We start from the raw sequence: 22385 nt of genomic DNA, 5'->3' as shown, positions 1-22385 counted from the left end.
TCAATTCCTCTCAGGACCCAGTGACCGGGTGACGGACGGGGCACGAAGCCGGCCGGCCATCCGCGGCGCAACCACGTTCCACAACCCCGCAAGCATGACCACCGCTGCGCTCGCGGCCAGGAACGAAGCCGCGACATCCGTGGGGTAGTGGACGCCGATATACAGCCGCGACCAGGCAACGACGAGCGCCATTGCCGCCGCCCCAACGGCGGTGACCTTGGCCCAGCGGGTTCCGCGGGCCAGGAAGTACACGGCGAATCCGAGTGCCACCGCAAAGGACACGTGGCCGCTCGGGAAACTGTTGGAGCCGGTTTCCGGAGCCAGGGGATCGAACAGCAGGGCGGGGCTGGGCCGCTGCCGGGCCACGACGATCTTGAAGAATTCACTCGCCACCCACCCGGACGAAGCCACGAGGCCGAAGGCCACGGCCTTGACCAGTCCGCCCCGGAACAGCCAGATGTAGAGTGCCGCGGCGCCGATCAGAGCGAGACCCGCCACCGGTCCAAACACGACGTTGAGTGCCATCGCGACGGCGGTCAGGGCGGCGGCGTGATGCTGGCTGAGGTCCTGGTCGACACCAAGCTCGGCGGCGCTAAAGCCCGGCGTCAGCTGCGCCGCCAGGCCCAGTGCCACGACGGCGGCGGACAGCAGGACGCCCAGCAACACCCAGTGGCGGACCTGGGGGAGGACCCACAGCCGCAGCCCTGCGACAGGACGGACGGCAGCAGTGCGGCGCTGTGCTGCATCGTGTTCAACGCTTTTGACAGGGACGGGTCCAGTCATGGGATCCTCCGGCTCGGGACAACGGGCGCCCGAAAAGGCGCCGACTCCCACACTTCCGCCAGGCGTTTAAGAAACGCTCAAGAAAGTGCCGCGGGGGCGTGCCACAGCGCCGGCTACGCGGCGTAGCGGAGCAGCGCCACCCCGTTGCCAAAGGTGTGCGTCTCCAACAGCCGGAGCTGGGCTCTGCTGTCGGCGTCCTTGAACATGGGTCGTCCGCGTCCGATCAGTACCGGATGGACGTACACCCAGTATTCGTCGATCAGCCCGAGCCGCCGGAAAGTGTCGGCGAGTTCCGCCCCGCCGAGGGCCATGTCTCCGCCCGGCTGCGACTTCAGTGCCAAGACTTCTTCCGCCACGACCTCCCGAATCACAGCAGCGTTCCGGCCGGCCGTTGTTAGTGTCCGGGAGTAGACGAGCTTGGGCATGTTCCGCCAGATTTGGGCGAAATCGGCCATCACGGGACTGACATCGGGGTCCTGGTCCGCCGTCGGCCAAAACCCTTCCATCAGCTCGTATGTGACCCTGCCTTCCAGGAAGGCGCCCATGGGGGCGAGCTTTTCGTTCATGTGGCGGTGCAACTCTTCGTCCACCATGTGCCAGCTGATGTCGCGGTCCAGTCCCTCGAAGAATCCGTCGAGGGACACTTGCATGACCATGATGATTTTTCGCATCACCGCTCCTCGGTTTCATCAGAGTACGCCGCGCTTGTCTCCAGCGTACGCCCCGGCGTTGGGTGGCTGACCGAGCCTGTCCGGTGGCCTTGCCCTTGCGCGGGGAGCCTCGAGCGGGAAGAATGCAGGGACTCTATGGCCCCACCGCGGTCAGTCACCTTCGGGGGAAGAACGATGCCTGCGAACGATTTCGAACAATTGCCCGGGGCCGGTCCGGATGACTGAGCCGCCGCCGCGCCACTACCGCTCCGGCGCGCACCGGGCCGACGGCGGATCCCAGCTCCGGCCRCGGCCCCTCGCCAAGCGTGAGGGAAAGATCCGGCCGCAGTATCTGACTGCGGCCGCCGTCGCACTGGCCCTTGTGGCTGCCGGTGGCGTCTACGCGGGCGTCCGGGCGGGGATCCCGGCTGATCCGCCAGCCGCTGCGGCGACCACGTCGGGCACCGCCGCCGCACCCTCGCCGCTGGCCGCCCAGGCCTCAGGGCCAGCCGCCGACGCCAGCCGGACAGCTGCGGCATCCGATCTGCCCGCCGCTGCGTCACCCGTGGCGGGCCCCGTTCCCGCGGCCGTCGCCGAAGCGGCGGCCGCAGGGAAGCCCGCAGAAGTCCCCGCCGTCGCTGTCCCGGCCATCAGCCCCGAACTGGACAGCCAGATCAACGCGATCATCGCGGCCAACAGCAATTACGCGCTGGGGGTGTCGTTGATTGATCTGTCCGACGGCGTGGTCCACGGCTACGGAGCCCAGGGCAAGTTTGTTGCCGCCAGTACGGCCAAGATCCTTGCCGCATCGGCGTATTACCACCTCGTGGAGACCGGGCGCGCCTCGCTGACAGCACCGATGGGCGCCTCGACGGCCGGGGCCCAGATCCRCCAGATGGTCCAGCAGAGCAACAACGATTCATGGGCCCTGATCCTGCGGGCGGTCGGTCAGCGGGGCATCACGGACTACGCCGCCTCGATCGGGATCACGTACGACCGAACGGTGAACCTGCTGACTCCCGCGGAGATGGCCCGGACCCTCCAGATGCTCTACACGGGACAGCTGCTCAATGCGCGCAATACCGCCCAGCTCTTGTCCTACATGCAGAACACCAACTTCGAGACGCTGATCCCGCCCGCGGTCCCGCCGGGGATAGGGATTCACCACAAGTACGGGCTGCTGTTCGGAAACCTGCATGATGCCAGTGTCCTTGACAAGGACGGCCGGGCCTTCGTGTTCGTCGTGTACACCCGCGGCCTGAACTACTCGGACATGGGTCCCCGGACCCGGATCATTCAGCAGCTCACCCGGACCGTGACCGCCGCGTTGTTCTGATTGATGGGGTTCTGACGGTGGGGTTCTGACGGCGGTCAGACGGTGACCGGCCCGGCGGCAGCCCGTTCCCGCTCGTGTGTCTTCCTGGATTTGGCGAACCGGAGGTACAACGAGGGCACGATGAACAGATTGAGCAGGGTGGAGGTGATCAGGCCGCCCAGAATCACAACGGCCATGGGGTGTTCGATTTCATGGCCGGGGATGTTGCCCATGACAACCAGGGGAACCAGGGCCAGGCCGGTGGCCAGCGTGGTCATGAGAATCGGCGACAGCCGCTCCGCCGCCCCGCGCAGCACCAGTGCGCGGCCGAAGGTTTCGCCTTCATAGGTTTCCAGGTGCTGGCAGTGGTTGATCAGCAGGATGCCATTGCGCGCAGCGATCCCCATCACGGTGAGGAAGCCAACGAGGGACCCGAGGGACAGGACTCCGCCGGTCATATAGGCGGCTATGACCCCGCCCACCAGGGCTACGGGAAGCGTCAGCAGCGACAGGACCGCCAGCCGCCAGCTCCGGAAGGACGCCTGAAGCAGCAGAAGAATCAGGACAAGTGCCGCGGCGGAGTAGATCATCAGCCGGTTCGTCGCCGCCTCACGCTCGGTGTATTCGCCCAGCAGCTGCACGCTGTAGCCGGTCGGCAGATCCAGGTTCTCCAGCCGCGACTTCAGCTCACTGGCCACGGTTCCCAAGTCTGCTCCCTGGGCCAGGAAGGATCCCACCTCCACGCGGCGGGAACCGTTCGTGCGGTCGATCTGGTTCGGCGTCGCCTGCATGCTCACGTCCGCGACGTCGGCGAGCCGTACCCGCCGGCCGCTCGGCGTGTCGATGGGCAGGTCCTCGATGCTGGTGACGGACGAGCGGGTGGCCGGGGTGCTCCAGACCTGGACGTCGTAGGCCCGGCCGTCCCGGAAGACGTCGCCGACTTCCTCGCCTGCCACGAGCGTCGCGGCCGCACGCCGGACATCTCCCGGTTTGAGGCCGTACTTCTGCGCCGCTGCCAGGTTAACCGTGACCGCGATCTGGGGGACTTCCACCTCGAGGGAGACATGCGGGTCCTGGGTGCCCTGGATCGAGTCCATGATTGCCTTGACCCGTTGCGCCTGTTCCCGGAGCACGTTGAGATCGTCTCCGTAGACCCGGACCAGGATGGGCTCGCTGGCGCCGGTGATGACCTCTTCAATCCGCTCCTTCAGATAGGTCTGGACGTCACGGTGCAGCCCCGGGTAGCCCTTGACCACTTCCTCCACGGCGGCCACCGTCTCGTCGTAGTTGGCGTGGCGGTCGATGCTGATCCAGTGTTCGCCGGCGTTGACACCGACGATCTCGTCCGCGGCGAATGCCTGCCCGATGTGCGTGCCGCAATTCAGGACGCCGGGGACCTTCAGGAATTCCTCACAGCCGCGCTGGGAGATCCTGAACTCTTCCGCGGCAGAGGTTCCCGGTTCCGAGATCCAGTGCATCAGGAAGTCCCTTTCCTTGAACGTGGGGAACAGGGACGAGCCCATCAGGGGAGCGAGGATCAGGCCCACCACCGCCAGCACGCCAAAGCCTGCGTAGCCGAACCGGGGCCGGTTCATGGTCTTGGACAAGGCCGCGTGATAGCCGCGTTTGAGCACCCGGACCAGCGGCGCGTCGCGTTCTTCCAGTTTGGCGTTGCCCAGCAGAATCAGGGCAAGGGCCGGCGTCACGGTCAGCGCCACGAGCATGGAGGCAAGGACAGCCAGGGTGTAGGAGACGGCCAGCGGCCGGAAGAAGACCCCGGTCAGCCCGTCCAGGAAGAAGATCGGCACGGCGGCGACCACAATGATCAGGGTCGCGTAGACGATCGGGCTCCGCATCTCCAGGGAGGCTTTCAAGACCACCGATGCCGCAGATTCGTCACTGCCAGCTTCGTCACTGCCCTTGGCGCGTCGCTGCCGGAGCCGGCGCATGATGTTTTCGACGTCGATGATCGCGTCATCCACCACGACGCCCACGGCAATGACCAGCCCCGCCAGGACCATCGTGTTGATCGCACTGGACGTGAAATAGAGCACCAGTGCGGCGGTGAGCAGGGACAACGGAATGGCGACGATGCTGATCAGGGCCGTGCGCCACTGGAAGAGGAACGCGACGAGGATCATGACGACCAGCAAACAGCCCAGAAGCAGCGCAATGCTGAGGTTGGAGATCGCCTCCTCAACGAAGCTGGCGGGCCGGAAGATCGTGGTGTCGAAGTTGATGCCGCTCAGGCCAGGCTGCAGTTCGTGGAGGGCTTCCTCCACGCCCTTGGTCACGTCCAGTGTGTTGCCCCACGGCAGCTTCTCGACGATCAGCATGAGCCCGTGCCCGTTGTTGATCACGGCGTCACCGATGAGCGGCTGATGGTCCTCCACAACCTGGGCAACATCGCCCAGATGCAGCGCCACCCCGTCCTTTTCCCGGATGGTCACCTGGGCCAGGTCCGCGGGCGTCTGGATCGGCTGGACGTGGCGGATCCCCATTCTTTGGGTCGGGCTGTCAATGAAGCCACCCGTTCCGATAAACCGTCCGGGCGAGTATTTCAGCAGCCCGGCGTCGAGGGCGCCGGCGGTGACTTCCATGACCTGGTTGAGGGAGACGTTCTGGGCCTTGAGCTTGTCAGGTTCCACCTGGACCTGCAGCATCTGGAGCCGCTCGCCCCAGATGGCCACGTTGGCCACCCCGGGGACCCGCAGCAACCGGGCCCGGATGGTCCAGTAGGACAGCATGGACATTTCGATGAGCGAATGCTCCGAGGATGTCATGCCGATCTTCATCACGCGGCTGGTCGCCGACAGCGGCTGGAGCATCACCGGCGGGGCCGCCCAGGTGGGCAGCGCCGCGGTCACCGAGGCCATCCGTTCCGATACGAGCTGGCGGGCGTTGAGCAGGTCAGTGCCCTGATGGAAGAGCAGCACGATCGAGGACAGCTGGGGCACGGACTTGGACCGGATCTCGTCCAGGCCGGGCATGCCGCTCACGGCGGCCTCGATCGGCACGCTGACGAGCTCTTCGACTTCCTGGGCGGTCAACCCGAGGCACGCGGTCTGGATTTCCACGCGTGGCGGGGCAAATTCCGGGAAGACATCCACGGACGCGGAGCCCAACTGCAGGGAACCGAGCAGCATCACGGCGCACGCGAGGGCGACAACAACCGTCTTGAAACGGAGGCTGATCCCGATGAGCCAGCGCATGTCACTCGGCCGTATCGAATTCGGTGCCGAGAAGTTCCTCGGCTCCTGTCGTGACCACCACGGTCCCCGCCGGCGGCCCGTCCGTCAGGACGGCAACCTCGCCGTTGATGCGCTGGACCGTGATGGATTGGCGGACGTAGACCCGGGGCTCAGGGTTGGTGTAGACCCACGCCTTGCCCGAGCTGTCGTACAGTATGGCCCCGTAGGGAACGGTGAGCTTCCCGGTCTGGGGATTCATGGCAATGACGGCCGTAGCGATCCCGACCCGTTCGATGGCGTGCTCGGTGAGGGTGAGCCGGTGAAGGTCCGTGCCGGGGACTTCAGCGATCGCCGCCGGTTCGCCTTCGGACGGTGCGGCCTCCGGCGCCTGGGCGCAACCTGTGGCGGCGAGCGCCGTGAACACCGTCACGAACACCGCAACGATGAACACCGCGGCCCTGTTGCCCCGCGGCGAAAGTGTGGAGTTCATGACGCATCCTGGCTTTCAGTCGATGCAGCGGTGCCCTGGCCGGTCCGCGCGCTGGGTGCTGGCTTCGGCTCGAACCGAAGCAGCACGGCGGGCACAACAAACAGGGTGAAGAAGGTTGTTGTCAGCAGGCCGCCCCAAATGATCACGGCGAGCGGAAGAATGATCTCCGTACCTACGACGCCGCCCAGAAGGACCAGGGGCAGCAGCGCCAGGGCTGTTATCACGGTCGACATCAGGACAGGTCCCAGCCTCTCCCTGGTTCCGCGGACCACCAGCGCAGGCCAGGGCGCCGAAGCGTCTCTGGCCCGGAGGCTCCGGACCTGGCCCGTCAGCAGGAGGGCGCCGCGGACGGCTATTCCCAGCACTGCGGCGAAGGCGACCAGGGCCACCAGCGAGTTGACCCCGCCCGTGGCCTGGGCGGCCAGCACACCGCCGGACAATGCCAGGATCAGACCCAGGAAGAGCGGGGCGGCGAGCCGCCAGCTCCCCGTCGCCGTCTGCAGCAGCACCAGGATGCCGGCCGCGGCAACCGCCGCGAGCAGCCAGAGCCACTGGTAATTGCCTTGCTGCTGGGCGTATTGGGTGAGGATCTCGGCATGGTAGGAAATCGGGAACTGCATCTGCTGCAGGGCCGTGTTGATGTCTGCCTGGATGTCGCCCAGCGGACGGCCTTGGATCTCGGCCTTCACATCGATGCGCCGCGAGGTGTCGTCGTGCAGGATCACGGACTCGTTCCCGACCATGGTCACCTGCGCGACGTCGCCGAGGCGGGCGTGGCCGCCGTTGGGGGTGTCAATGATCAGGTTGCGGACGCTGTCAAGGCTGCTGCGGGTGGCCGCATTCCCCTTCACGATGACCGAGAAGACCTTCTGCTGTTCGTAGAGGTTGCCGACTTCAATGCCCTGCAAAAGTGCGGCAGCCGCCCGCCGTACATCACCGGGGACGACGCCGGCCTTCTGGGCCGCAGCCAGGTCCACTTTGACCTCGGCGATCGGCTGTTCGGCGGGCAGGTCGATGTGGGGATTGACCACACCGGCCGTGTGCTCAAGAATCTGCTGCACCTCCGCGGCCTTCTGCCGCAGAATCGCCGGGTCCAGGCCGAAGACGCGGACGGCAAAGCCGCTGTCCGCTTCTTCCCGGATCTGGTCGATGCGTTCCTGCGGGTAGGTGGAGACCTTGCTGGTCAGGCCGGCATAGCCGGTGATCACGCGGTCGACGGCGGCGGCCGTGTCGGCGTAGGACGCGTCGGGGGCCACGGTCACCCACAGCTCGCCGGAGCTGACGTCACCGACCTGATCCGAGGTGATGGCACGCCCGACGTGTCCTCCGACGTTGGCCACGCCTTGCACGGTGCGCAGTTCCACGGCCGCCGCCTCGGTGATCCGGCTCATTTCCTGGTCCGACGTGCCGGCTATAGCGCTCCAGTGAACTACAAGGGTCTTGTCCGCGAGCACCGGCACCACGGGACGTGTCCCGGCCAGCTGGGGTGCGAGTGCCAGTCCGGCCAGCGCGACCACCGCCGCGGCGGCGAATACCCACCGCGTCTTTCGCGTCAGGCGCGTCACGGTCCGGCCGTACCGGCCTTGCAGCCGCGCCAGGGAACGGCGTTCCGGCGCCTTGGAGCCGACCGGAAGGACGAACGCGAGTGCCGCCGTGACCGTGAGTGCCACGATCATCGAGACGACCAGGGCGAGCAGATAGCTCTGGACCAGTGGTCCGAACAGGGCACCGTTCTCACCCCCAATAAAGAGCGCAGGCATGACGGCCAGCGCCATGATCAGCAGCGAGTAGAGGATCGGCGTGCGGACTGCCCGCAGGGCCCCCGGGATCACTGAGTCGCGTCGTTGCTGGTCCTGTGCCTGTGCCTGTGCCTGTGCCGGGGCGGCCTGCGATCCGCTGTCGCCGGAGGCGAGGACTGCCCTGGCCGCGGCGCTGCGTGCCCGCGCTATGCCGTTCAGGTCTTCCGCAACGTCGCCTACCATGACGGCCACGGCCAGCACCATGCCGGCCAGGACCATGGTGTTCATCCCGGTGCCGCGCAGATCGAGCACCAGCGCCGCAGCGGTCAGCGACACGGGAATCGTGATCAGGCTGATCAGGGCCGTGCGCCAGGAACGGAAGAAGGCGCCAAACAGGGCAACGATCAGCAGCAGCGCGATCAGCGCAGCGATACCGAGCGTCCCGACCTCTTCGTCGATAAAGGAGGCCTGGCGGTACACGCTGGTATCAACCGTGACTCCGGGCAAGCCGGGCTGGAGCTCGCGGAGGACCTCGTCAACGCCGCGGGTCACGTCCATCGTGTTGGTCTCCGGGAACTTCTCGATCACCAGCAGCAATTCGGCTTCATTGCTGAGCAGGGCGTCGCCGATCAGGGGCTGGTGGTCGGTTGACACCGTGGCCACGTCCTTGAGCAGGAGATTGCCGGGTCCCTGAAGGGGCACCTGGCCCAAGTCCTCCGGCGTGGTGATCGGCAGAACATGCTGGACGCCGATCCGTTGGTGGCCCGTCTCAAAGAAGCCGCCGGTGCCAGGCGTGGATGCCTCCAGGTAGCTCAAGGGCGACACCCACACTGAGTTGCCGGTGGTCTTGATGACTTCGTCCAGCGTGACGCCCTTGGCCTCGAGCTGCGCAGGATCCACCAGGACTTGAAGCTGCTGGTCGCGCTGGCCCCAGATCGCCACGTTCGCGACGCCGGGCACGGCCAGGAGCCCCGGCTTCATGGTCCAGCGGGCCAGGACGGACATGTCGATGGCCGACATGGCCTTAGACGTCAGCCGGATCATCATGACCCGGCTGGTCGAGGACAGCGGCTGCATGAGCACAGGCGCTGCCGAAACGTTGGGCAGTGCGCGCGCCTGGGTCAGCCGCTCCGAGACCAGCTGACGCGCGCGGAAGAGGTCTGTCCCCGGCTTGAAGACCATCTGAATCGAGGACAGGCCGGGCACGGATTTGGACCGGATTGCCTCAACCCAGGCCACCCCGTTCAGCAGGTCGGCCTCCATGGGGGAGGTGATGAGTTGCTCAACCTCGGCGGCCGAGAGTCCCAGGGCTTCAGTCTGAATCTCTACCTGCGGCGGGGCGAATTCCGGGAAGGTGTCCACGGACATGCTCGGCAGGGTGGTGAGCCCGAGGGCAAGGATTCCTGCCGCAGCGGCGAGGACCAGGAGCCGGAACTGGAGGGTCCAGCGCACGATTGCACTCATCATGGCCGGCACCCCGCAGGCCTCACAGTGATGCCGGGGCTTGCGGAGTTACGGCCCCGTCGGCGTCGCCGGTGGCGCGGGCCGGCGGGCCCGGCCAGCGGGGGGAGCGGGTGGCGCCGTCCGGCCGCGGAACCGATCTCCGGGAAGAGGGTGCTGAATGCTTTTCCTGCTTCACAAAATGCCTGATTGATGCTCACGGCGCGGCTCCTCAATCCAATGCCTAGCGCCCTCCAGCCGACAAGAGCCATAATGATCTTCGGGCACACAGGCGTCAATAGAGATACAGGTGATCGCCATGAAGGCAGTCGCAGGGGACCGCATCATCATCCGGGGGCACACGGTCGAGTCCACGGACCGGCACGGCCTGATCCTTGAGGTGAGGGGGGTCGATGGTGCGCCGCCGTACCTTGTCAGGTTCGACGACGGCCACGAGACGATCATGTTTCCCGGCGGTGATTTCGTCGTCGAACGGCCCGGGAGCGGGCCCTAGACGTATGGCCCTGGAAACTCGGCCCTAGAAACTCGACGAGCTCCCGGACCCGGAGAAGCTGCCGCCGCTGGACCCGTACCCGGTGGTGGTGCCACCGCCGCGCGCGCTGCTGACGCTGCTGACGCCGGTGGTGAAGCCGGTGTTGAAGCTCGGGACCGAGAAGAAGTAGTAGGACGGGTACACCGTTCCGAGGATGCTCGGCTCGTACGCGCGGCCATATCTGGCCTTGGTCCCCGCCTGCGCGCTGTCCATTTCCTGGCGCATAAGATCGGCTTCCTTGTCATTGCGGGCATAGGCGTCGATCAAGGTGTCTGCATGGTTCTTCAGGAGTTCCGAGAGGTGGGTCCGGGCGTCACGCAACCGGTCCAGCGCCGTCTCGGGTGTGATCGAGCCGTCCGCCAGTTCCGCCGACCAGCGCTCCATATCACTCCGGCTTTCATCGCGGAAGGACAGCAGGGCCGCCGCCGTCGCTGAAGTTCCCTCGGCGCTGCGCTGGCTAAGCAGGCTTTCCAGGCCGTCCAGGTCACTGCGGAACGGCGCGAGCTGGCGGTCCCAGGCGGCAGGCCAGGTTGAGCCCCGGTTGAGCAAGGCATTGGTATCGGCGATCACGTCGTCCAGCGCGTCCAGTTCTGCCGCGGCGTCGGCGTAGCTCCGGACCAGTTTGAGATTGGGCCGGCGGCTCAGGTCCCGGCTGCTGAAGGCATGTACCTGGTTGGAAAGTTCGGTGGCTGTGTTGTAGCGGTTCACGAACGTGCGGTGTTTCTCCAGCACCGTGCTCCCGTACCGCGACGACTCGGGAATGGTGCTGGCGTTGAGCTCGGTGACCTGCAGGTCCATGCTGACGTTGGCGTAGCTGGCGTCGCCCCGGGCCAGGTCCTTCCGGCTGGACACCCGGGTCCGCCACCGCACGATCAGCCACGCTGCAGCCGCGCAGACTGCGGCCGCCACCGCCGCCCAGGCCGTGACGAGGAAAGCCGTGGAACGGTACCACGGCTGATTGATGAGTTCGGCGCCGCGGCGGATCCCGGCAATGGTGCCGTCGGTCCACTGCGCATCCCGGAGCAGTTCCTTGGAAGCGTTCTGGATGTCCTCGCGCTGTTCGGGCGAGACCTTCCGGTCCTCACCCATGTACGTCCCCACATGCCGGCCCACCGGATCGAGGGCGAAGATGAACAGCCCGTCGGCCCACTTCTGCCCGTCGGCGCTGATCCATTCGGGATGTTCGGTGCGGGCGAACCGCAGGACTTCCGCGTTCAGGTTGTCCGCGGCCGTGCCGTTGTACGTGTAGATCGCTACTTTGGTGGGCTCGTAAAAGTCGGTGGACTGTACTGCCGGCAGCAGCGTCTTTTGATCCAAAACGCCGGCGCGGTCTTCAACCACGACGGCGGTCGGCGTCACGGCGAGCGCCGCGGGGGCTCCGCCGAGAAGGCCGGCTATCAGCACAACCACACCGGCGAGGGCTTTGCGCAGGATTCCCATTTTCCGAGCGTAGTGGCTGGCTCCAGCGGCGTCGACGCAGACGCCGCTGAAAGGGGACGAAAGACATCATGACCGTGGCTGGCCCTGAGTCCATACTGGCGGCATGAGCCCGCAGCCAGAACGACTGCCTGAAGGTCCGCAGCCTGACGGGCCACAGCCGGAGGAATCCCGGCCGGAGGAAACTCTGGAACCTCGGCCCGTCCGGCCTGACCGGACCCTGCTGGCCATCTTGGTTGCGATCGCGGTGCTCGTGATGGTCGCGCTGACGGTTGTGCTCACCCGCGGGGAACCTGCGCCTCTGGCGGAGTCAACGCCGGCAGGGGTTGCGCAGCGTTATGCCGCCGCCGCCATTGCCGGGGATGAGGCGGCCGCCGCCGCGTACTTGACTCCCGCCGCGCGGAACAAATGCAGCGCCGAGGCACGCCCTGTGGCCCGGAATCTGCGCGTCACGCTGGTTTCCACCACCGAGCGGCCGGAATCCGCAGACGTCAGGGTGCTCATCACCGTGTCAGAGCCGGGCGGTCCCTTCGGCAGCGCCGAATATCAGGTCGAGGACGTCTTCGACCTCGTTCGGTCGGGGAACGGCTGGCTGATCGACACCGCACCCTGGCAGCTGAGCGTGTGCCCGGGCCAGGTGAAGCGATGAGCGCCCAACGGACCGTGCGTCGGCTGATCACCTACGCACTGCTGTTCGCGCTGGTGGTGACCGCCGCCGTCGGGCTTGGCGGACTGCTGGGCCGCCTTCTGGTGGCGGGGACGGAACTGGCCTCGGACGATGTCTCCGGGCTCGCGCGCTCGCTGGCTTTCGCCCTGATTGGCGGCCCGCTCGCGGCAATCTTGTGGTGGGCGGTGTGGCGGCGGCTCGAGGACCCGGAGGAGCGGTCCGCCGTCGGCTGGGGTCTATACGTGGCTGGCGCCTACCTGCTTGCCCTGCTCATTGCCTCCACCAACGTGCTAAACACGCTTTCCGCGCTGATCGGCGGGGATGGCCCGGGATGGCGGCTGTCCTTTGCCGCCTCCCTGGTGTGGGCTGCGGTCTGGGTCTGGCACCGGTGGATGTGGCGTCACCCCCGAAAGGGTCCGACAGCCCTGGCCGACGTCCCCACGGTGCTCGGCTCGGTGCTGGGGCTCGTGCTGGCCGTGGGCGGCGCCGTCTCAGCCTTGTCCACCCTGTTGGACGCCGCCCTGCGGGGTGCCGCGACTGAAGCATCGGTGGGCAAGCAGTGGTGGGTTTCGGCGCTGCAGTCCCTGGTCTGGGCTGTCGGCGGAACCGGTATCTGGTGGTGGCATTGGAAACACGACGGCGGGCGAAAGCTGCGGACCGGGCTGGCCGAGGTCGCGCTCATCACGGTCGGCGTGCTCGGTGCGGGCGTGCTCACCCTGGCCGGATCCGGCGTTGCGCTCTTCGTGGTCCTCCGGCTGTTGTTTGACCGTACCGAGCCGCTGGTGCTCCTGCTGGAGCCACTCGCGCCGGCCGTGGCCGCGGCTGCCATCGGCTCTCTCGTCTGGGTCTACCACGGCAACATCGCGCGCCGGCGGTCGGATGCCACCGTGCAGGGCGGCAGGCTGGTGACCTCCGGCGTAGCCCTCGTCGCGACAGYGTCCGGGATCGGCGTGATCGTCAACTCGGTCCTCGCCATGACGTCGACGCCGCTGGCCGGCGCTGGGGCGCGGACGCTGCTGCTCGCGGGAGTCAGCTCCCTCCTGGTGGGCGGACCGGTCTGGTGGCTCGCGTGGCGGCCACTGGAGCCGGTGGCTGTGGCCGGCGCCGGACTGAACGCACGGCGAATCTACTTGGTCGCCGTGTTCGGCCTGAGCGCCGTGGTGGCAGTGGTCACGCTCCTGGTGATCGGCCTCCGGATGTTCGAGTTCTTCCTGAGCGATGTCAGCGGCGGAAGCCTCATCGAACAGATCCGCGCACCCCTGGGGCTTCTGGTCGCCACTGGGCTCGTGTTCGGATACCACTTTGCGGTGTGGCGGCAGGACCGAACTGTTCTTGCCGCTTCTGGCCTTGCCGCGGCCGGACCGGTGCGTCCGCGGACGATCCATCGCGTGATCCTCGTGGCGGGTTCCGATCCCGAGCCGTTGCGCCGTGTCATCGACGAGGTCACGGGGGCTGGTGTCACAGTCTGGAAGCGGGCCGACGGCAGTGCTGTTGGCGTTGCTGGCGGAGAGGAACGGAGGGCTGGCGGTACGCAGGAAGAGCAGCTGGCCGCCGCACTCGAAGGCGTGGCGGCTGCCAGGGTCCTCGTCGTTGCCGACCAGCACGGGGGCATCGACGTCATCCCACTGCAGGGCTGACGGGCGGCCATCCGATGGACTCTGGTCAGCCCGTTGCGGCAGCGCTAGTCTGTTCCGTGCCGGCTCCCCGGCCGGTCACAGCGATTGAGAAATCAGGGATGCACGATGGCTGGCAAGTTTGAGGTTTACAAAGATAAGTCCGGCGGATTCCGGTTCCGGCTCAAGGCCTCCAACGGCGAGGTGATCGCCTCCTCGCAGAGCTACAAGACCAAGGCAAGCGCCATGGGCGGCGTCGAGTCCGTCAAGAAGAACGCCGCGTCGCCGGTCGTGGACCTTACGGAAGCGGCCGCCGAGGCGGGGTGACCCGCCTGTCCTGCGCCTAGTCGGGCCGGCCACCGCCTAGGATTGCGGCATGTCTACCTACGAAGTTACCCGCAGCGCAGTCATTCCCGCACCGGCCGAGGACATCTTTCCGCTGGTTAACAGCTTCCACGAATGGACCAAGTGGTCTCCGTGGGAGTCAGTTGACCCTGCCATGGAGCGGAACTACTCCGGCAGCGAATCCGGCGTCGGCGCCAAGTACGCCTGGAGCGGGAACCGCAAGGCAGGCGCCGGCACCATGGAAATTGTCGATACCGCCGAGCCGCGCAACATCAAGATCCGCCTGGAGTTCACCAAGCCCTTCAAGGCCGTCAATCCCACCACTTTCACGTTCGCCCCTTCCGGCAGCGGCACCCAGGTCACCTGGACCATGACCGGGGAGAACAAAGGCATCGGCAAGGTCTTCGCGCTGTTCATGAACATGGACAAGATGGTCGGCGCAGACTTCGAAAAGGGCCTCGCCTCGCTCGCTGGCGCCGTCGCCCAGCGAAAAGCCTGAGCCGGGACTCCGCGGACCGCCACCTGACGGCCCGCAAATCCCGGTGACAGTGGGAATTGGGGCCGTCAGGGCTGCTCTGCGGTCCTGACAAGTTCGGGGTGATGAATCCGGGCGACCTCGGGGTGGGCCCGCAGCCAGCCTTTGAGCACGTTGGCGCCGTAGGACGCGAGCATCGGATTGTCCGGATCATCCGTGAGCCCCCGGGACCGGGCCGCGAGTGCGGGCGGAAGCGGCACCGGCTCAATGACGGCGTCGAGCCGGGGCGAGAAGAAGAAGGGGACCGTGTAGCGGTCGACTCCGGGCGGGGGCGCCTCGACGCGGTGGATGGTGGCCGCCAGGTAGCCCTGGGTGGCGACTTCCAGCATTTCCCCGAGGTTGACCACCAAAGCCCCCGGAGTCGGCTGCACCGGAATCCAGCTGTCGCTGCCCGGCGGGAGCACCTGCAGGCCGCCGACCTGATCCTGGAGCAGCAAGGTGACGAAGCCGTAGTCCGCATGGGCGCCCACTCCCTGGGGTCCGGCATCCGCGACGACGCCGCCGACGTAGTGGACAAGTTTGGCCATCCAGGCCGGTGAGTCCCGGAACGGTTCGTCGAAGTAGCCTTCCGGCAGTTGCAGTGACACGGCAATGGCGCTGAGCAATTCTGCGCCAACGCGGGACATGCGGTCCGCCCAGGCCATGCATACGGTGCGCAGCTCGGGCAGCGCCCGGTCCGGCATCAGGTTTGGTCCCTGGACCAGCCAGTACGGCTGATCCGGCGGGTAGTTCTCGACGGCGGGGCGCTCGGGCCCGAAGTCGAGCTGCTCGCGGGCGTCCGGCCGCCCCTGGGTGATTTCATGGCCCAGCCGCGTGTAGCCGCGGAAATGGGGTGAGAGCCGGTTGTCGAGTTCGAGCCTTGACTCAAGCGGGAGCTCGAAGAACCGCCGCGTGACGTCGAAGAGTTCGTCCACCTCGGCGGCAGAGGCTCCGTAACCCGTCAACTGGAAGAAGCCCACCCGGTGCGTGGCGTCGCGCAGGGCATCAATAAACGCCGGGTCAAACGTGCCGTCCTGACCTCTGGCGGTGCTCAGGTCCAGGAGCGGAATGGAATCCGATGGTGCGCTCATGAGTGCAAACTACCACCACAGCATTCACTACTGAACGGTAGGCCAGCCCCGGGACCGGAAACGCCGGCGTCGCGCGTTCCCGGTCGCTGGGTCCCCGGTCTCACTGCCCCGGTCTCACTGCCACTGCCACTGCCACTGCCTCACAGCCACAATTCAGGGTCCTCGCGGGATTTCTTGACCGCGGTGTGAAAGAGTGCAACCACTGGAGCCGCCAAGGCCAAGCTGATCGGTCAATCAGAAAGCCGGAATCCATGAGCCGGAATGCCACGAAAACTCATCGACGAATCGCCGTGCGGCTGCTGGTTGCAGCAGTCCTGGTGGTGTCGGCTGCGGCCTGCGAGCCGCCGCCGGGCGGCGGCCCGGGTCCCACGGCCGGGGGTACGGCCACCGCGGGCGCCGGGTCGAAGCCGGGGCACGTGTTCGTGATCAATCTCGAGAACAAGGGCTACAACGAAGTGTGGGGCGCAGGCTCTGAAGCCCCGTACCTGTCGCAGACGCTTCGCAGCCAGGGCGTCCTGCTTTCCGAGTACTACGGGATCGCCCACAACTCGCACCCGAACTACTTGGCCCAGATCTCCGGGCAGGCGTCCAACGCGATGACCCGCGCCGACTGCCCCACCTACGCCCCGTTCCGGCTGACGGGGACCGCCTCGCTGGGGCAGGCGGAGGGCACCGGGTGCGTGTATCCGGCGTCGGTCCCTACAGTGGCCGGGCAGCTCAGCACCGCCGGCAAGACCTGGAAGGGCTACATGGAGGACATGGGCACGCCATGCCGGCATCCCGATCTTGGCTCGAGGGACACAAGTCAGCGTGCCGAAGTGGGAGACCAGTACGCTACCCGCCATAACCCCTTCGTGTACTTCGAATCCATCACCTCGTCACCGGAATGCCAAAGCAATGTGGTGGATTTTGGCGAACTCGCCGGTGACCTCCGGTCCGTGGCCACCACGCCGAACCTGTCCTACATTTCGCCCAATCTCTGCAATGACGGCCACGACAGCCCCTGCGTCGATGGCAGCGCGGGCGGACTGGCCGCCGCCGACAGTTGGTTGAGCCGGCAGGTCCCGGCGATCCTGGATTCCCCGGCCTTCAAACAGGACGGGATGCTGGTCATCACCTTCGACGAATCCGAGGGCAAGACTCAGGGACCGGCAGGACTGCTGCCCGGAGGGACCGCCGGCGGAAAAGTAGGAGCCCTTGTGCTCTCACCCTTCGCTAACGGCGGAACCACCTCGAACACGCCCTACAACCACTTCAGCCTCCTGGCGAGCATCGAAGACGCCTTCTCCCTCCCGCGCCTGGGGTACGCCGGGGCGCCGGGCCTGAACAGCTTCGGCGAGGACGTCTTCAACGCCGGTTCCTAGCGGCAGCGCCGGCCGCCGGGACCGACCCGGCAGGAACGGCAGGAACGGCCGCTAAGGGGCCGCGGGTGCCGCACCATTGCCGTTGACCTCCTGGCCGTATTCGGCCGAGATCAGGATGGGAAGGTGGTCCGAGGCGCCGCGGGGCAGCGTTTCCACGCTTTCGATCTCGAGGCCCTGGGAAGTGGCAAAGTCGAAATGGCCCTTGAAGACTTTGTACCGGGTGTAGGTCCGGCGGTCACTCATTGTCAGATCGTAGCCGGCGTCCTTCATCTGCGCTGTCAGGGTCTTGGTGAAGAACGGATAGTTGAAGTCACCCACCATCAGGGACATCAGGCCTCCGCCCATGCTGAGCAGCTCGGCGTGGGCGGCATGGATCTGGTTCCGCCGCAGCGAGTTGGACGCCGTCAGCGGTGCCGCGTGGAAGGATGCGATAACGAGCCCGTGGTCGGTCTCGTTGTCGGTCACGCGCGTGCCGATAAGCCGCTCGTGCGCGGGGGAGAGGACGCGGTCGTGCATGGACTTCTTGAGGGCGAAGGTCTTGGTCTCGTAGGCCGTGAAACGGCTCATGCGGTAGTAGATCGCCAGGCCCAGCCGGTTGCCCTTGGTGGAGTCGGCCAGGTGCAGATCCCCGATGGTTTCCGGCAGATCGTCCGTGTCGCACTCCTGGAGGCACAAAGCATCAATCTCGAAATCGCGGGCCAGATCGACCAGCTCGCCGCTGGCCGCGTGCTTGCGGAGGTTGTAGCTGATGACTCTAAGCAGGGGGAGCACCTCTTCGGTGGATAGTGGTTGAAACCTCACCCGAGTCTACCTAGTCGGGGTGGATCGAGTGGGAATAACCGCAACGCGAGTCCGGATCCAAGCCCGAAACGCAGCAGCCAGCGAGTCCTCCGCCGGCCGCTGCGTTCACTATGTCAGCGGTGCCAGGCGAGCCTTCTGTGTTCAGGGGCGGCCGCCGGGGCCACGCGCCGCGGTGTACTCCCCGGCGGTGACTGTGCCCTGCTGCTGCGCGCCGTCAAGGGATCCCTCACCCAGGCCCGCAGTAACCTGCGCCGTTCCGCCGGTGTAGACGGTGTACTGCTCGCCGGCTGTTATCGCGGCGGAGGAAAACACGAGGGAAGCCGTCTGCTTCGAGGTCACGAAGGTTGCCACTGCCTGGCCGCTGGAATCGGCCAGCTGGATGGTTGTCCCGGCCGGTACCGCCGTGGCCAGGGTGACCTGGGCCCCGGACTGCGTCGAGGACGTTCCCGGGGTTACCGCCATGCCGGCGCTTCCGGCCGCCGCGACGGTGCCGCCGCTGACGGCGAGTTCACCGTTGACGTCCAGCGCGCCGTTGCCGTCGTTGCTTGGCCCGTTAACGACCACCGTGCCGCCGCTGATGCTGGCGTTGCCATTGGAGTCCAGCCCGTCGCCCTCGGAGTTGATGGTGACCTCGCCGCCGCTGATGTCCACGGAGTAGTCGCCGACGCTGTCACCCCCGCCCATCCCGCCGCCTTGGCCGCCGCCTTGGCCGCCGCCCTGGGCGGTGCTGGAGCTGCCGCCGGCGGCGTTCACTCCGTCGTCGTTGGCGGTGACGTTCACCGTGCCGCCGCTGACGGCGATGTGGGCGGCTTCGAGGCCCTCTTCGGATTCTGCCACCGTGACGGTGCCGCCGGTGACTGTCAGCTGGCTGAAGGCCTTAACGCCGTCGTCGCCTGCCTTCACCGTCAGCGCTCCGCCGCTGACCAGCAGCCAGCCGCGCCCCTCGTCCGCGTCGTTGTCCGCCTTCACACCGTCGCCGCCGGCGGTAACGGTGTACGCGCCGTCCAGCAATACCGTGTAGTCCTTGCCCTTGATGCCATCGTCCGCGGCATCCACACTGACGTTGCCTGCGGCGAGAACCAGGCCGTCCTTGGAGACGATGCCGTCGTTGTACCTGCCGTTCACCGTCAATAATCCGTTGCCGGCGATGGTCAGGTCGGCCATCGAATAGAGAGCGGCGTTGGGGGCGTCCGTTCCCTGATCCGCATAGCCGGCGGCGTCTTCGATGGCGTTAGTGCTTCCGTCCTCGAGGTAGACGATGGCCTCGTTGGCGCTCTGGACAACGAGCGGAGAGCCAGTGGAACTGCTGATGTTCGCCCCGTCCAGGATGATGCGCACAACGTCCTCTTCGCCGGCTGCGATGACCACCTGGCCGTCGGACAGGCTGCCGGAGAGCCGGTAGGTGCCGGCTGCGCTGATGGTCACCGTGTTGCCGGCGGCCTTGACGGCGTCCGACGTCGATCCGGCGGCCACGGTGGTGGCGCCGTCGCCAAGTGTCACGGCCACTTCCTTGGCAGGGTCCCAGGTGAGGTCATCGGAATCAAAGTGCGTGTCCTCCTCCATGGAGGCGAGCGTGACGGCGGACTGGGTGCCCGGCACTGTTGTGCCGGCCTGGCCGGTGGAGGAAGCCGTGCCGGGCGCCGAGCAACCAGTAAGCGAGAGGGCGAGTGCCAGGGCTGCGACGGAAATGTAGTTGCGGAACGTGTTCATGGTGGGGCCTTGTCTGCTGAAGTGCGGGGGAAGTGGCGGGGAGGTTGGGGTGAGGCGGAAAGTTCGGCGTGGAGGTGGAAGTCAGGCGGCCGCTGCCGGAGTGAGGAGGAGGCTGCGTCGCAGTGTTCTGTTCCAGCGGTTGGCCGGCAGTTCGGGGCGCAGGGCGGCCATGCCGGTGGCGAACTTGGAGATGCGGCTGGGCCTGATGCCACTGGCCCAAAGATGGCGGTCCAGCGGACCAGCCGTGGAGCCGGACTTGGTCTCCAGCACGAGCGAGCCGGCGAGGAGCCAGGAGCTCCCGCCCGGGCGGTGCCAGGTGACCGCCTCGTCGAGAGTGGCCCGGCTGTCCGATCCGGGCAGGAACAGCGTGGTGCGCCGGTAGCGGGTTTCCAGTACTGGTTCCAGTGGTCCGGACGGGACATCGCCGATGGTTGCCGCGAGCGTGTCGTTGACGTATTCGAGTCCCTCGGCCGTGATCCGGCTGCGGTCCCTCACGTCATATGGAATGCGGTCCTTGACGGTGGCTTCGCGGCTGCCTTCCGTTTTCACTTCCAGGAAGCTGGCGGCGCTGTCCACGTAGGTCCGGGTGCGGATCTTGAAGCGCCGGCGCCGGCCCCTGGCCGCCAGCATGTAGCTGTCCAGTTGTGGGGTGTCGAAGTAGACGGAGTCGTAGTCAAACGTCCGTTTTCCGTCCATCTCCAGGATTCTGAGGTCAGCGTCGAGGGCCGCCAGCAGTTGCTTGCCCTGTTGGGCCGGGATGACGTATTTGCGGTCTACCCTGGTCTGCAGCGCCGCGGCGGCGTTCAGTTCCTCCAGCCCGATTGCGGGCAGGTGCCGGAGGTTGCCGGCAATGCCGGCGCTCATGCCGCACCGGCCGTGGTGGGAGCAAGCTGGTGCCGCGGCAGCTCCTCGCGGGTCCCAGGGCTTGCCGCGGCGCTGGGCAGGACGCTGCGGGGTGCACCGCCGGGGAGATACGCGTAGCGGACGTCGACGATCGTCTTGTCGTTGACCAGATCAAGTTCCTGCACGGTGGCGGAGTGGACTGTGCCGTGCAGGACCTCCTCGAGGCGGGCGAAGAGTTCCCCCTCGATGGCGATCGCCCGGTCCAGGACCACCGTCTGGTGGCGGTAGGCCGGCAGGACGCGGGGGTGGTCTCCCACGAACATCACCAGCAGGATCATGGCCATCAGGGACAGCGGCAGCCACAACGGCTCGATCGCCAGGCCCGAGATGAGTCCGAGGGCCAGGGCTGAGAAGTAGTAGGCCACTTCGTGCTGGGCCAGTTCGGTGGAACGGAGGCGGATGATGGAGAGGACGCCGAAGAGACCGAGGCCGAGCCCGATCCCGGCGGCCGAGCCGGAGAGGGCGGCGGCCACGGCCATCACACCCACGTTCATGCCGAGGTAGGACACCACGAGGTCGCGGCGGCGGTGCCGGCGCAGGTACAGGGCGAAGGTCAGGATGCTGATGGCGGCCAGATCGGCGGCGATGAGAATAAGTGGTGTCATGGAAGGCTCCGGAATCGGTGGGTGGATTGATGTCCACGATTCCCGCTGAGGCTGTGCGGGAACTGTGCCGGGACCATGGCGGGTATATGCGTCGGGTTTAATGCTCCCGCATGGCTGGCGGCCAGATCTGGGGTCCGGTCTGCGGCCGGCTGTTCCCGGGCGAACAGGAACCGCTGCTGCACGCAATAGCTGACCGCGAGCAGCGCAGCCTCCACCAGGAGCTTCGCCGGAACCGCCGCGACGGCCAACTGGTCCAGTGCCGACATCAGGGCCAGGTTGGCGGCCAGGAGGGTGAGGACCAAGGCGAAGTACCGGGCACCGGTCCGCGTGGCCTGGCGCTCGCGGCCATGGCGGAACACCAGGTGCCGGTTGACGAGGAAGTTCGCCGCCGAGCTGATGCCCCGGGCGCCGACGACGGCGAACAGGACCGAATCGGTGACCGCGTTGAGGACAAGGAACGCGGCGGTGTCGATGACGAACGCGGCCAGGGAAGAAGCCAGGAACTTCAGCAGGGGTGCGTAAATCCGAACCGAGTCCGCCAGGGGTCGGAAGTGCGAGCCCGAGTTGTGATCAAGATAGACGGTAGCGATCCCGACCGTCCGGATCTGGTAACCGGCCTGCTTGGCCTCGAGCAGGAGGTTGAGTTCGTACTCGTAGCGCTCGCCGGGGACGCCCCTGAGCCACGCGAGCATCGCCGCCGGGTATCCCCGGAGCCCGGTCTGGGTGTCGGAAAGGTGTTCCCCGGTGGCCAGCCGGAACAGCCAGCGGGTGGCGGTGTTACCCAACTTGCTGCGGGCCGGGACGTTGCTGCTGAAGTTACGGGTGCCGAGGACCATCGCGTCCGGCGCCGCAGGCAGCTGTTCGGCGACCCTGAGAATGTCTTCAACGCGGTGTTGGCCGTCGCTGTCGGCGCAGACCACGTCGCGGCCCGGGAAGCGGTCCGCGATGAAGCCGAATCCCGCCTTCAGCGCATGGCCCTTGCCCCGGTTTCCGGCATAGCCGATGACCGTGCACCCGAGCCCGGTTGCGCCGTCGAACACCGGCTGGTAGTCCGGGCCGCTGCCGTCATCGACCACGACAATGGTGAGCTGCGGAGCCGCGGTATGGATCGAGTGGATCAGGCGGAGCAGTTGCTGGTCCGGCTCGTAGGCGGGGATCAGGATGATCATGGCCC

The 22385-nt window shown here is 66.8% G+C and carries 19 protein-coding genes; 7 read left to right on the top strand and 12 right to left on the bottom strand.

Annotation, left to right across the window (positions count from 1 at the left end; all coding sequences use genetic code 11):
• Together AC1D2F_RS05545 and AC1D2F_RS05540 are read right to left on the bottom strand one after the other, a co-directional pair.
• Positions 1-783 (bottom strand): phosphatase PAP2 family protein, encoded by a 783-nt coding sequence (locus tag AC1D2F_RS05545; protein ID WP_229994953.1) that lies wholly within the window; start codon positions 781-783, stop codon positions 1-3.
• A 113-nt stretch (positions 784-896) separates the two neighbouring features.
• On the bottom strand, positions 897-1454 hold the full coding sequence (locus tag AC1D2F_RS05540) for a dihydrofolate reductase family protein (RefSeq protein WP_476966364.1): 558 nt from the start codon (positions 1452-1454) through the stop codon (positions 897-899).
• A 217-nt stretch (positions 1455-1671) separates the two neighbouring features.
• On the opposite strand from AC1D2F_RS05540, the gene AC1D2F_RS05535 reads away from it, so the two are divergent.
• A complete protein-coding gene (locus tag AC1D2F_RS05535; protein ID WP_476966363.1) occupies positions 1672-2769 on the top strand; it encodes a serine hydrolase in 1098 nt (365 codons plus the stop codon).
• 35 nt (positions 2770-2804) lie between these two features.
• Here the strand turns inward: AC1D2F_RS05535 and AC1D2F_RS05530 are convergent, their stop codons facing one another.
• From AC1D2F_RS05530 to AC1D2F_RS05520, 3 genes are read right to left on the bottom strand one after another with little or no spacing between them, the layout of a single operon-like run.
• Complete coding sequence (locus AC1D2F_RS05530; RefSeq protein ID WP_364746056.1) at positions 2805-5960, bottom strand: efflux RND transporter permease subunit; 3156 nt, start codon at positions 5958-5960, stop codon at positions 2805-2807.
• A 1-nt stretch (position 5961) separates the two neighbouring features.
• On the bottom strand, positions 5962-6429 hold the full coding sequence (locus AC1D2F_RS05525) for an efflux RND transporter periplasmic adaptor subunit (RefSeq protein WP_229994957.1): 468 nt from the start codon (positions 6427-6429) through the stop codon (positions 5962-5964).
• The gene (locus AC1D2F_RS05520) at positions 6426-9635 is read right to left on the bottom strand and encodes an efflux RND transporter permease subunit (protein WP_476966362.1); all 3210 of its coding nucleotides are present in this window, start codon (positions 9633-9635) and stop codon (positions 6426-6428) included. Before AC1D2F_RS05520 ends, AC1D2F_RS05525 begins: the two co-directional genes overlap by 4 nt.
• Before the next feature lie 292 nt (positions 9636-9927).
• On the opposite strand from AC1D2F_RS05520, the gene AC1D2F_RS05515 reads away from it, so the two are divergent.
• Positions 9928-10122, top strand: a complete 195-nt coding sequence (locus AC1D2F_RS05515) for a DUF1918 domain-containing protein (RefSeq protein WP_091563932.1) — start codon at positions 9928-9930, stop codon at positions 10120-10122.
• Between the two features lie 24 nt (positions 10123-10146).
• Here the strand turns inward: AC1D2F_RS05515 and AC1D2F_RS05510 are convergent, their stop codons facing one another.
• The gene (locus tag AC1D2F_RS05510; RefSeq protein WP_476966361.1) at positions 10147-11601 is read right to left on the bottom strand and encodes a DUF5129 domain-containing protein; all 1455 of its coding nucleotides are present in this window, start codon (positions 11599-11601) and stop codon (positions 10147-10149) included.
• A gap of 103 nt (positions 11602-11704) precedes the next feature.
• Here AC1D2F_RS05510 and AC1D2F_RS05505 point away from each other — a divergent pair, with 103 nt between their 5' ends.
• The 4 genes from AC1D2F_RS05505 to AC1D2F_RS05490 all read left to right on the top strand — a co-directional run bounded on the left by AC1D2F_RS05505 (position 11705) and on the right by AC1D2F_RS05490 (position 14722).
• On the top strand, positions 11705-12247 hold the full coding sequence (locus tag AC1D2F_RS05505; protein WP_229994960.1) for an LpqB family beta-propeller domain-containing protein: 543 nt from the start codon (positions 11705-11707) through the stop codon (positions 12245-12247).
• Complete coding sequence (locus AC1D2F_RS05500; RefSeq protein WP_476966360.1) at positions 12244-13902, top strand: DUF5671 domain-containing protein; 1659 nt, start codon at positions 12244-12246, stop codon at positions 13900-13902. The genes AC1D2F_RS05505 and AC1D2F_RS05500 overlap by 4 nt, the downstream gene beginning before the upstream one ends.
• Before the next feature lie 105 nt (positions 13903-14007).
• Entirely contained in the window at positions 14008-14205 is a 198-nt protein-coding gene (locus AC1D2F_RS05495; RefSeq protein WP_229994962.1) for a YegP family protein, read from the top strand.
• A 49-nt stretch (positions 14206-14254) separates the two neighbouring features.
• On the top strand, positions 14255-14722 hold the full coding sequence (locus AC1D2F_RS05490; RefSeq protein WP_229994963.1) for an SRPBCC family protein: 468 nt from the start codon (positions 14255-14257) through the stop codon (positions 14720-14722).
• Between the two features lie 65 nt (positions 14723-14787).
• Here the strand turns inward: AC1D2F_RS05490 and AC1D2F_RS05485 are convergent, their stop codons facing one another.
• The gene (locus AC1D2F_RS05485) at positions 14788-15828 is read right to left on the bottom strand and encodes an isopenicillin N synthase family dioxygenase (protein WP_229994964.1); all 1041 of its coding nucleotides are present in this window, start codon (positions 15826-15828) and stop codon (positions 14788-14790) included.
• A gap of 251 nt (positions 15829-16079) precedes the next feature.
• Here AC1D2F_RS05485 and AC1D2F_RS05480 point away from each other — a divergent pair, with 251 nt between their 5' ends.
• Positions 16080-17192, top strand: a complete 1113-nt coding sequence (locus tag AC1D2F_RS05480) for an alkaline phosphatase family protein (protein WP_229994965.1) — start codon at positions 16080-16082, stop codon at positions 17190-17192.
• A gap of 51 nt (positions 17193-17243) precedes the next feature.
• Here the strand turns inward: AC1D2F_RS05480 and AC1D2F_RS05475 are convergent, their stop codons facing one another.
• From AC1D2F_RS05475 to AC1D2F_RS05455, 5 genes are all read right to left on the bottom strand, one after another.
• On the bottom strand, positions 17244-17954 hold the full coding sequence (locus AC1D2F_RS05475; protein WP_229994967.1) for an endonuclease/exonuclease/phosphatase family protein: 711 nt from the start codon (positions 17952-17954) through the stop codon (positions 17244-17246).
• A 180-nt stretch (positions 17955-18134) separates the two neighbouring features.
• Positions 18135-19703 carry a carbohydrate-binding domain-containing protein gene (locus AC1D2F_RS05470; RefSeq protein ID WP_476966359.1) on the bottom strand — a complete coding sequence of 523 codons (1569 nt, stop codon included), beginning with the start codon at positions 19701-19703 and terminating at the stop codon, positions 18135-18137.
• 81 nt (positions 19704-19784) lie between these two features.
• Positions 19785-20567: a polyphosphate polymerase domain-containing protein gene (locus AC1D2F_RS05465; protein WP_476966358.1), complete on the bottom strand. Its 783-nt coding sequence runs from the start codon at positions 20565-20567 to the stop codon at positions 19785-19787.
• Positions 20564-21211 carry a DUF4956 domain-containing protein gene (locus AC1D2F_RS05460; protein ID WP_229994028.1) on the bottom strand — a complete coding sequence of 216 codons (648 nt, stop codon included), beginning with the start codon at positions 21209-21211 and terminating at the stop codon, positions 20564-20566. The genes AC1D2F_RS05465 and AC1D2F_RS05460 overlap by 4 nt, the downstream gene beginning before the upstream one ends.
• Positions 21208-22380 (bottom strand): GtrA family protein, encoded by a 1173-nt coding sequence (locus tag AC1D2F_RS05455; protein WP_229994029.1) that lies wholly within the window; start codon positions 22378-22380, stop codon positions 21208-21210. The genes AC1D2F_RS05460 and AC1D2F_RS05455 overlap by 4 nt, the downstream gene beginning before the upstream one ends.
• Positions 22381-22385 lie beyond the last annotated feature (5 nt).

Source organism: Arthrobacter sp. P1_B3, assembly GCF_056406615.1.
This window is presented reverse-complemented; position numbering and strand designations above follow the sequence as displayed.

What these genes read in the sequence shown, in the direction of transcription:
- AC1D2F_RS05510 (WP_476966361.1), bottom strand. Translation starts at nt 11,601, where the DNA reads ATGGGAATCCTGCGCAAAGCCCTCGCCGGTGTGGTTGTGCTGATAGCC.
- AC1D2F_RS05480 (WP_229994965.1), top strand. Translation starts at nt 16,080, where the DNA reads ATGAGCCGGAATGCCACGAAAACTCATCGACGAATCGCCGTGCGGCTG.
- AC1D2F_RS05455 (WP_229994029.1), bottom strand. Translation starts at nt 22,380, where the DNA reads ATGATCATCCTGATCCCCGCCTACGAGCCGGACCAGCAACTGCTCCGC.
- AC1D2F_RS05525 (WP_229994957.1), bottom strand. Translation starts at nt 6,429, where the DNA reads ATGAACTCCACACTTTCGCCGCGGGGCAACAGGGCCGCGGTGTTCATC.
- AC1D2F_RS05485 (WP_229994964.1), bottom strand. Translation starts at nt 15,828, where the DNA reads ATGAGCGCACCATCGGATTCCATTCCGCTCCTGGACCTGAGCACCGCC.
- AC1D2F_RS05490 (WP_229994963.1), top strand. Translation starts at nt 14,255, where the DNA reads ATGTCTACCTACGAAGTTACCCGCAGCGCAGTCATTCCCGCACCGGCC.
- AC1D2F_RS05545 (WP_229994953.1), bottom strand. Translation starts at nt 783, where the DNA reads ATGACTGGACCCGTCCCTGTCAAAAGCGTTGAACACGATGCAGCACAG.
- AC1D2F_RS05530 (WP_364746056.1), bottom strand. Translation starts at nt 5,960, where the DNA reads ATGCGCTGGCTCATCGGGATCAGCCTCCGTTTCAAGACGGTTGTTGTC.
- AC1D2F_RS05520 (WP_476966362.1), bottom strand. Translation starts at nt 9,635, where the DNA reads ATGATGAGTGCAATCGTGCGCTGGACCCTCCAGTTCCGGCTCCTGGTC.
- AC1D2F_RS05470 (WP_476966359.1), bottom strand. Translation starts at nt 19,703, where the DNA reads ATGAACACGTTCCGCAACTACATTTCCGTCGCAGCCCTGGCACTCGCC.
- AC1D2F_RS05465 (WP_476966358.1), bottom strand. Translation starts at nt 20,567, where the DNA reads ATGAGCGCCGGCATTGCCGGCAACCTCCGGCACCTGCCCGCAATCGGG.
- AC1D2F_RS05460 (WP_229994028.1), bottom strand. Translation starts at nt 21,211, where the DNA reads ATGACACCACTTATTCTCATCGCCGCCGATCTGGCCGCCATCAGCATC.
- AC1D2F_RS05505 (WP_229994960.1), top strand. Translation starts at nt 11,705, where the DNA reads ATGAGCCCGCAGCCAGAACGACTGCCTGAAGGTCCGCAGCCTGACGGG.
- AC1D2F_RS05495 (WP_229994962.1), top strand. Translation starts at nt 14,008, where the DNA reads ATGGCTGGCAAGTTTGAGGTTTACAAAGATAAGTCCGGCGGATTCCGG.
- AC1D2F_RS05515 (WP_091563932.1), top strand. Translation starts at nt 9,928, where the DNA reads ATGAAGGCAGTCGCAGGGGACCGCATCATCATCCGGGGGCACACGGTC.
- AC1D2F_RS05540 (WP_476966364.1), bottom strand. Translation starts at nt 1,454, where the DNA reads ATGCGAAAAATCATCATGGTCATGCAAGTGTCCCTCGACGGATTCTTC.